This is a genomic window from Ruegeria sp. HKCCA5491 (assembly GCF_013034565.1).
Classification (GTDB): Bacteria; Pseudomonadota; Alphaproteobacteria; order Rhodobacterales; family Rhodobacteraceae; genus Ruegeria.
Map to the genome: position 1 here is coordinate 131,513 of NZ_WQGG01000014.1, position 6,631 is coordinate 138,143.

The following is a 6,631-nucleotide window of genomic DNA, read 5'->3' on the forward strand; positions in this document are numbered from 1 at the left end:
CTTAAGCGGCTTTGGTCCAGGCGCCAGACATTTCAGCTTTGTTTGCGAAGTCGGCGAAGTCGCGTGGCGCGCGTCCAAGCGCACGCTGGACCCCGTCCGCGAGGTTCGCATTGCGCCCGTCCAGCGTTTCACGCGCGATGTCCGTAATCACATCAGCAATCATCTCGCCATTCGCGTGCGCGATTTCCGCGTGGAAGTCTTCGAATGAAATGGGCAGGTATTGCACAGTCTTGCCCATTGCGCGCGAAAGCTCTGCAGCCATGTCGGCAAACGTCATGAGACGTGGTCCCGTGACTTCGTACAGTTCGCCGTCGTGTCCTTCTTCTGTCAAAGCAGCTACGGCAACATCGGCGATGTCGTCCACGTCGATGATTGGTTCGCGTACATCGCCGGCGGGCATTGGCAAGACACCTGCCATGACCGGACCAAGCAATGCCCCTTCAGAGAAGTTTTGTGCAAACCATGCTGCACGAACGATAGTGAACGGAACTCCGGAATTGCGTACGACTGCTTCCGCACGTTGCGCATGAAACTCGCCACGCCCGGTTAGCAGCACAAAACGCCGTAATCCCTTTTCACGAGCCAATGCTGTGAAGGCTTCGACTTGCTCAACCGCACCTGGAAAAGCGATGTCAGGAAAGTAAGAAATATAGGCAGACGAGACGCCTTCCAGGATTGCGGGCCAGGTCTGCGGTTGTTCCCAGTCAAATGGCGTTTCACTGTTCCGCGATGCGCGCCGGACTGTCTGCCCTTTTTCTTCCAGACGTTTCGCGATCCGCGATCCGGTTTTGCCTGTTGCGCCAAGTACAAGAATGGTTTGCTGTGTCATTGGTCATCTCCATGAGTTCAGTTGATGACCCGAAATTAGACAGTCAATTGAGATATTCTATTCTTCAAAATCCGGTAATATTATCCAATCGTCCTAAAAGTATAGACGAAGAGCCAAATTTCAGCCAAAGTCGCGACATGAACAAGGTTGAACCGCATGTCCCTGACCCAGATGCGCTGGCAAAGCCGATCGGCGATCCGCTGGGGGAAATCCTTCATCTTCTGAAACTCACTGGCACATTCTATTGCCAGTCTCGCATGACAGCACCCTGGGGCGTATCGATACCGGGATTTCCCGGTGTACTGAACTTTGCGGTCATCACACACGGGCGGTGCTTGATGAAGGTCGGTGACGATGACCCGTTCGAGGTCGAAAAAGGCGATCTTGTCTTGATGACCAACGGAGCTCCGGTCGGTTTCTTTAGCTCAGAAGACACGCCGCTTTTAACGCTGGAGGAGTTGCCTATTCGCAAGGTAACCGAGCTTTATGAAACACTGGAATACGGCGGCGGCGGCGCGGAGACGGGCATCATGTACGGCTTGGTCCGAATAGATCACGCCGCCAGTGATATGTTGATGCGCTTGCTTCCAGATGTACTCAAAATCGACCCGTGGGAGGAGGAAGCCGGAAGCTGGTTACAGGCAACTTTGCAATTCATCGCAAAAGAGGCGCGGGAATTGAGACCGGGCGGCGAAACCGTGATCACACGACTGGCCGATGTGGTTGTCATTGAGGCCATTCGTCGTTGGTTGAACAGCGCACCCGATGCGGATCGAGGCTGGTTAAAAGCTGCGCGAGACCCGCAGATCGGGCGCACGATAGTCGCAATTCACCGTGCGCCTGCTGCGGCTTGGACAGTCGAGTCACTCGCGGAGGTTGCTGGTATGTCCAGATCCGCTTTCGCGGCGCGGTTTACTGAGTTGGTAGGTGTTCCGGCAATCCAGTATCTTGCAACGTGGCGTATGCACCTGGCCAGAGAAAGGTTGGTGTCCACCGATCAACCTATCTCGCAGATTGCCGCTGACATCGGATACTTGTCAGAGCCTGCGTTCAACAAAGCCTTCAAACGGGTGTATGGCGCACCACCGGGAAAAATCAGGAAGAACGGAGTTCACTCCGTATCCAGGCGAAACTTGAGAAACTGAGCATCTTCGTATTCGATCTCGCCTATGTGTTTGGCGCCGAGTTTCCGGAGCGCACCCAGATTTTTTCGACTTGGTGGCAACAGAAACGTGACAAAGGGGATACGTTTGTCAGCGATCGTAAAGTCGATTGCCATTTTGGAAATCCGTTTCCCAAGGCCAAAGGCGTCGGGCCGCAAAACCAACCCAAAATCCCACTCGTCATCTTCTTTTTGAAAGCCCCCCCAACCAACATACTGACCGCCTGACAAAAACGCCCAATGTCCAAGACCGTCCCGCGCCCAGTAGCCTTCCTTCTTAGTGATAAACTCTCTTGCGACCTCGATACTCCATTTGAACGTCAAAAGCGGCATATGCTCTGCTACCCGGGGGTCGGACATATGAATCGCAATGTCATTCGGATCGATTTCCGAAAGGCGTGCAAATGAAATCCCATCTTTCATCATTATACTAATTTGATGGCCCGAGCTGTCCCTTGCATGCACATAATTATGGCGCGAATGCTTTTTTTACGGCTTTCTCGCGACAATGTACCGGCTCAGCAATAACCCGGCTTGATCCGCCGTCTCGACGATATCGAAGCCCGCAAGTTCAATGGCTTGCTGGAGTTCAGCTACGGACACAAAATTTACGAACGGAGCTGTCCCGAGCAACTGCATAATCGGGATCGCTATTCGGCTGATCATGCCATATTTCAACCCTCCACTCTCGGGAGCGCAGACGGTTTTGGAAATGAATACTCCACCGGGTTTTGTAAGGGTCGCAATGTGTTCGAGTGCTTTGCCCAGATCGGGAACAAGGTGCAGCAGATTATGTGCGAGGACAGCGTCGTAAGAACCGTCGTTAGGATCGTGCTGCAGAACCTCGGCCACTTTGAACGTTACATTCTCCAGCTCTTCTTCAGCGAGTTTTTCGTTAGCGATTTCGATCATCCCCGGTGCGAGATCGGAGGCAGTTATTTGAGCCACATCCGGTGCCAGCAACAACGCGGTCGACCCCGTTCCACAGCCGATTTCCAGCACGCTGTCTTCGGCTTTCAGGTAGGACTTTGTACGTTCGAGCGTGTTCAGATACCCTTCCATATATCGGATAGGATCAGCCGCATATTTGCGCGAAATCTTGCTCCAAAATGCGGCATCTTTGGATAATGTAGCCATATCGTTTCTCTTTTCCTTTGGCGTCACCGCAGCCAATATCTTAAAACGCCAATTTATTAAATTGCCAGATACTGCAGAACTGTTATGCATTAATGCATGAATTGGAAGGCAATCAATTTCGATTGGAACCAGGCTCGGTCTTTTCTTGCAACGGCAGAAGAAGGCTCGTTTTCCGCCGCGGCGCGCGTGCTTGAACAGACCCAGCCAACCGTGGGTCGTCAGGTCGCCGCGTTGGAACAGGCGCTAGGCGTCACCTTGTTTGAAAGGGTTGGCAAGTCGCTTAATCTGACAACAGCCGGTGCTGAGCTTTTGGTGCATGTCAGTGAAATGGCAAATGTCGCGAACAGAATTTCTCTGACCGCAACAAGCCAGTCACAAGCAGTTGAAGGGCAAGTCAGGATCACTGCTTCCGACGTGATGTCAGCCTATCAGCTACCGCCTATTCTCAAACAGATCAGGATCGCGGCACCGCGGCTTGAGATCGACGTTGTCGCAGCAAATGACATACGAGACATACAGCGGCGCGAGGCAGATATCGCAATTCGGCATGTGCGCCCGACACAGCCGGACCTGATTGCAAAGCTCGTTGCAGAAGCGACGGCACATTTTTACGCTGCCCCTTCATACCTTGAACAGGTTGGGCGACCACGAAATGAAGACGAACTTGCTAAGATGGATTTCGTCAGCTTTGGCGATGTTGACACGATGATTGGATTTCTCAATCCGGCTGGCATCGAAGTAACCCGCAAGAATTTTCGGATTGGATCGCAGAGCGGGATAGTGTCATGGGAGCTTGTGCGCCAAGGCTTCGGCATTAGTGTTATGTCAGACGATGTGGCAGCCCTTACACCCGGTGTGGAGCGTGTTCTGCCCGAACGCGAGCCATTCAAATTTCCTATCTGGTTGGCCACACACTCTGAGTTACAAACAGCGCGAAGGATCAGGTTGGTTTTTGATCAGCTTGCAGACCATCTCGGCCGGCGGACAATTCTCTGAACCTGAATTCGTCTGGTGTCGTGAACTGGAGTCTGCTTCGGGCTCAAAGCTGTCGTTAGCTGCAGCATGCATCAAAGTCCGCAATGCGCACGAAGCTGCCGTCCAGATTGTTTTCATGAACGGCAGCTTTCCTTAGTTGCGTCATCGGTTTCTGCCGAGGAAGTCGACGAGCAATCCAGAGATTTTTTCCGGCTGATCTTCCATTGAGAAATGACCACAGTTTTCCAGCACATGTAGTTCTGATCCTGGAATTGCCGCGTGTAATTTGTGCGCCCAATCCACGACCTGCCATGCGTCATCTGCACCCCAAATCAGTTGTACTGGGTTTTGACTAAGTTCGCCGTAGCGCGGGACCATCTCGTCTGTGTGCTTCGGATCATATTGCATCACTTGGTGCTGAAAGAAGCTGCCCTGTCCGACAGGGCCGCAAATGAAATCGAGGTAGGTTTCCATCGACGTCTCCGCCAAACGCTCCTTGTATTGAACCGTCGATTTGAGCCAGTTGCGAAAGTGTTCTCTGTGGTCTGTATCGGGCGCTTTGATCAGCTTTTCCAAACCGGCCTGCATCTGCTCGCGCGTGCGTTTGGATGGCCAACTGTCATAGCTCACTGCGTCAATCATGGTCAAACTGCGCAGCCGTTCCGGCGACTGAATGCCGAACCTCTGGGCAACGCCGCCGCCGATATCGTGTGCGATGAAGTGGAAGTCTTTAAGGCCCCAAACATCCAGCAACCTCTCAAGGATCGGCACTTGGCCTGTGACGGACGTATCAATGCTCGGGTCTTGCGGGCGCTCTGACAGGCCATAACCGAGCAGGTCATACAAATGCACTTTGTAGCCAGCTTCGACAAGCGTTGGCAGTACGTTCCGCCAAATATACGAGGAAGACGGTGTGCCATGCAGGAGAACCACGGGCTCACCCTCTCCGTGTACACCATGTGTAATACGGGTGCCGTTGATGAGAACATGTTGGTCGACGAGGTGGGTCATGAGGGAAACTCCAACTTTTTTCTTTCCCAAGTCCTAGCGCTTTGATATTTGATCAAGCAAATGAATGATTGTCATGTCGCGATAGAAATTCTGAATGGCTGAGCGTTTGGACATCGAAGGTTTGCGCGCCTTGGTCGCGATCTCGACCCATGGCGGCGTAACACGCGCCGCCGAGCATTTAGCGCTGTCTCAACCTGCAGTGAGCCACAAAATCAAGCGGCTTGAGACTGTCCTAGATTGTGAACTCCTTGCACGCCGCGCCGGTGGGCCATTGTTCACCGAGGCCGGTACACGCCTGTTAGAGTATGCGCACCGGATGATGGATTTGCATGACGAAGCGCTCGCCGCTCTTGGAAAGAAGCCTTTGGCTGGCACCATTAAATTGGGCATGACCGAAGATACAACGGGCGGTGACGTTGCGCGCATCCTTGGCCGCTTTACACGTCTGCACCCAGAGACCAAGGTCAGCACGCGGGTCGCGCAAAGCCTAACACTGTCTGATTGGCTTATCGCGGGTGAAATCGACATCGCGGTTATACAGGTCATGAGAGACGAAGTCCGGAACGATGACCTTGTGCTGTATGAGGACCGGCTGCACTGGATCAAGTCTTATGATCTATCACTGAATCCTAACGCATCCGTTCCTTTCCTCGCGTTCGATCAAAACTGCTTCTACAAGCACTGGGCACAATCGCAGAACTCAAGAACGGGTCATCAATTTGAAGCAGTTTTAGAATGCCCGAGCGTATCAGGCATCCTTTCGGCAACGCGCGCGGGGCTCGGTGTAGCCCTAATGAATGGCTTGCACGTGCCCCAAGACTTGGAAGTTATCGAAGGTGTGTTCCCGGAGCCTCCTGCGATTGCATACGTTGCGCGCTCTAATCCCAAAAGGCGTAGTGACGCCGCTCGCGCACTGCTCAGCGAAATCGCTGCCGAGGTGGGACGCCCGTCGACCCTGCGCGTAGCGTAATTGGGAAAGCGGAACTTCGCGCGAAACGCAGCATATGGGAGGTATGGGCTCGAAGAGGATGTTCGCGGCACTTTTCATGAGTGACGGCTTACTTCGCACAAGCAGTCACTTGGGAGTGATGACGCCCCAGCTACTGACCTGAGCCCAGCGATCCGGGCGGGAGATTCAACTCAATCGACGACGATGGTGACGCTCGTTTCGGCTCAGAAGCCAGGTGGATGGTCGACACTCATGCGACAATTACCAGTCACGAAAAGCGGGCGATTCTTGCCGCCCGCTTAATCTTCACACGTCGATCTTTTCTGCGATACTCAGCGCGTCTTCCAATTCAACGCCAAGATATCGAACTGTGCTGTCAACCTTGGTGTGGCCAAGCAAGAGCTGCACCGCGCGTAGATTGCCCGTTTTCCGGTAGATCAGTGCCGCTTTTGTGCGTCTCAGCGAATGCGTGCCGTAACCGTTTGGCTCCAAACCAATCGCCGACACCCAATCGCGGACCAAACGCGCGTACTGTCGCGTCGATATATGCGGCCTTTCGTGGAAGCGG

Annotated in this window: 8 protein-coding genes; 3 read left to right on the plus strand and 5 right to left on the minus strand. The window is 53.5% G+C overall.

All coding sequences use genetic code 11. The annotated features are described in order from the left end of the window. Position 1: 1 nt before the first annotated feature. A complete protein-coding gene (locus GOV88_RS17910; protein WP_171241276.1) occupies positions 2-829 on the minus strand; it encodes an NmrA family NAD(P)-binding protein in 828 nt (275 codons plus the stop codon). 137 nt (positions 830-966) lie between these two features. Between GOV88_RS17910 and GOV88_RS17915 the strand changes: the two genes are divergently transcribed. Continuing rightward, complete coding sequence (locus GOV88_RS17915) at positions 967-1,974, plus strand: AraC family transcriptional regulator (protein WP_171241277.1); 1,008 nt, start codon at positions 967-969, stop codon at positions 1,972-1,974. On the opposite strand, the gene GOV88_RS17920 is transcribed toward GOV88_RS17915, so the two are convergent. Together GOV88_RS17920 and GOV88_RS17925 are read right to left on the minus strand one after the other, a co-directional pair. Continuing rightward, entirely contained in the window at positions 1,941-2,414 is a 474-nt protein-coding gene (locus GOV88_RS17920; protein ID WP_171241278.1) for a GNAT family N-acetyltransferase, read from the minus strand. The two genes, GOV88_RS17915 and GOV88_RS17920, sit on opposite strands and share 34 nt — an antisense overlap. Before the next feature lie 66 nt (positions 2,415-2,480). Next, positions 2,481-3,128: a class I SAM-dependent methyltransferase gene (locus GOV88_RS17925; protein WP_171241279.1), complete on the minus strand. Its 648-nt coding sequence runs from the start codon at positions 3,126-3,128 to the stop codon at positions 2,481-2,483. Between the two features lie 96 nt (positions 3,129-3,224). Between GOV88_RS17925 and GOV88_RS17930 the strand changes: the two genes are divergently transcribed. Next, on the plus strand, positions 3,225-4,124 hold the full coding sequence (locus GOV88_RS17930; RefSeq protein ID WP_171241280.1) for a LysR family transcriptional regulator: 900 nt from the start codon (positions 3,225-3,227) through the stop codon (positions 4,122-4,124). A 141-nt stretch (positions 4,125-4,265) separates the two neighbouring features. On the opposite strand, the gene GOV88_RS17935 is transcribed toward GOV88_RS17930, so the two are convergent. Then, positions 4,266-5,144 (minus strand): alpha/beta fold hydrolase, encoded by an 879-nt coding sequence (locus GOV88_RS17935; protein WP_217358933.1) that lies wholly within the window; start codon positions 5,142-5,144, stop codon positions 4,266-4,268. A 64-nt stretch (positions 5,145-5,208) separates the two neighbouring features. Here GOV88_RS17935 and GOV88_RS17940 point away from each other — a divergent pair, with 64 nt between their 5' ends. After that, positions 5,209-6,084 carry a LysR family transcriptional regulator gene (locus GOV88_RS17940; RefSeq protein ID WP_171241281.1) on the plus strand — a complete coding sequence of 292 codons (876 nt, stop codon included), beginning with the start codon at positions 5,209-5,211 and terminating at the stop codon, positions 6,082-6,084. Between the two features lie 285 nt (positions 6,085-6,369). Here GOV88_RS17940 and GOV88_RS17945 read toward each other — a convergent pair. Further along, the coding region (locus GOV88_RS17945) for a tyrosine-type recombinase/integrase (RefSeq protein ID WP_171241282.1) at positions 6,370-6,631 on the minus strand (262 nt) is incomplete at its 5' end.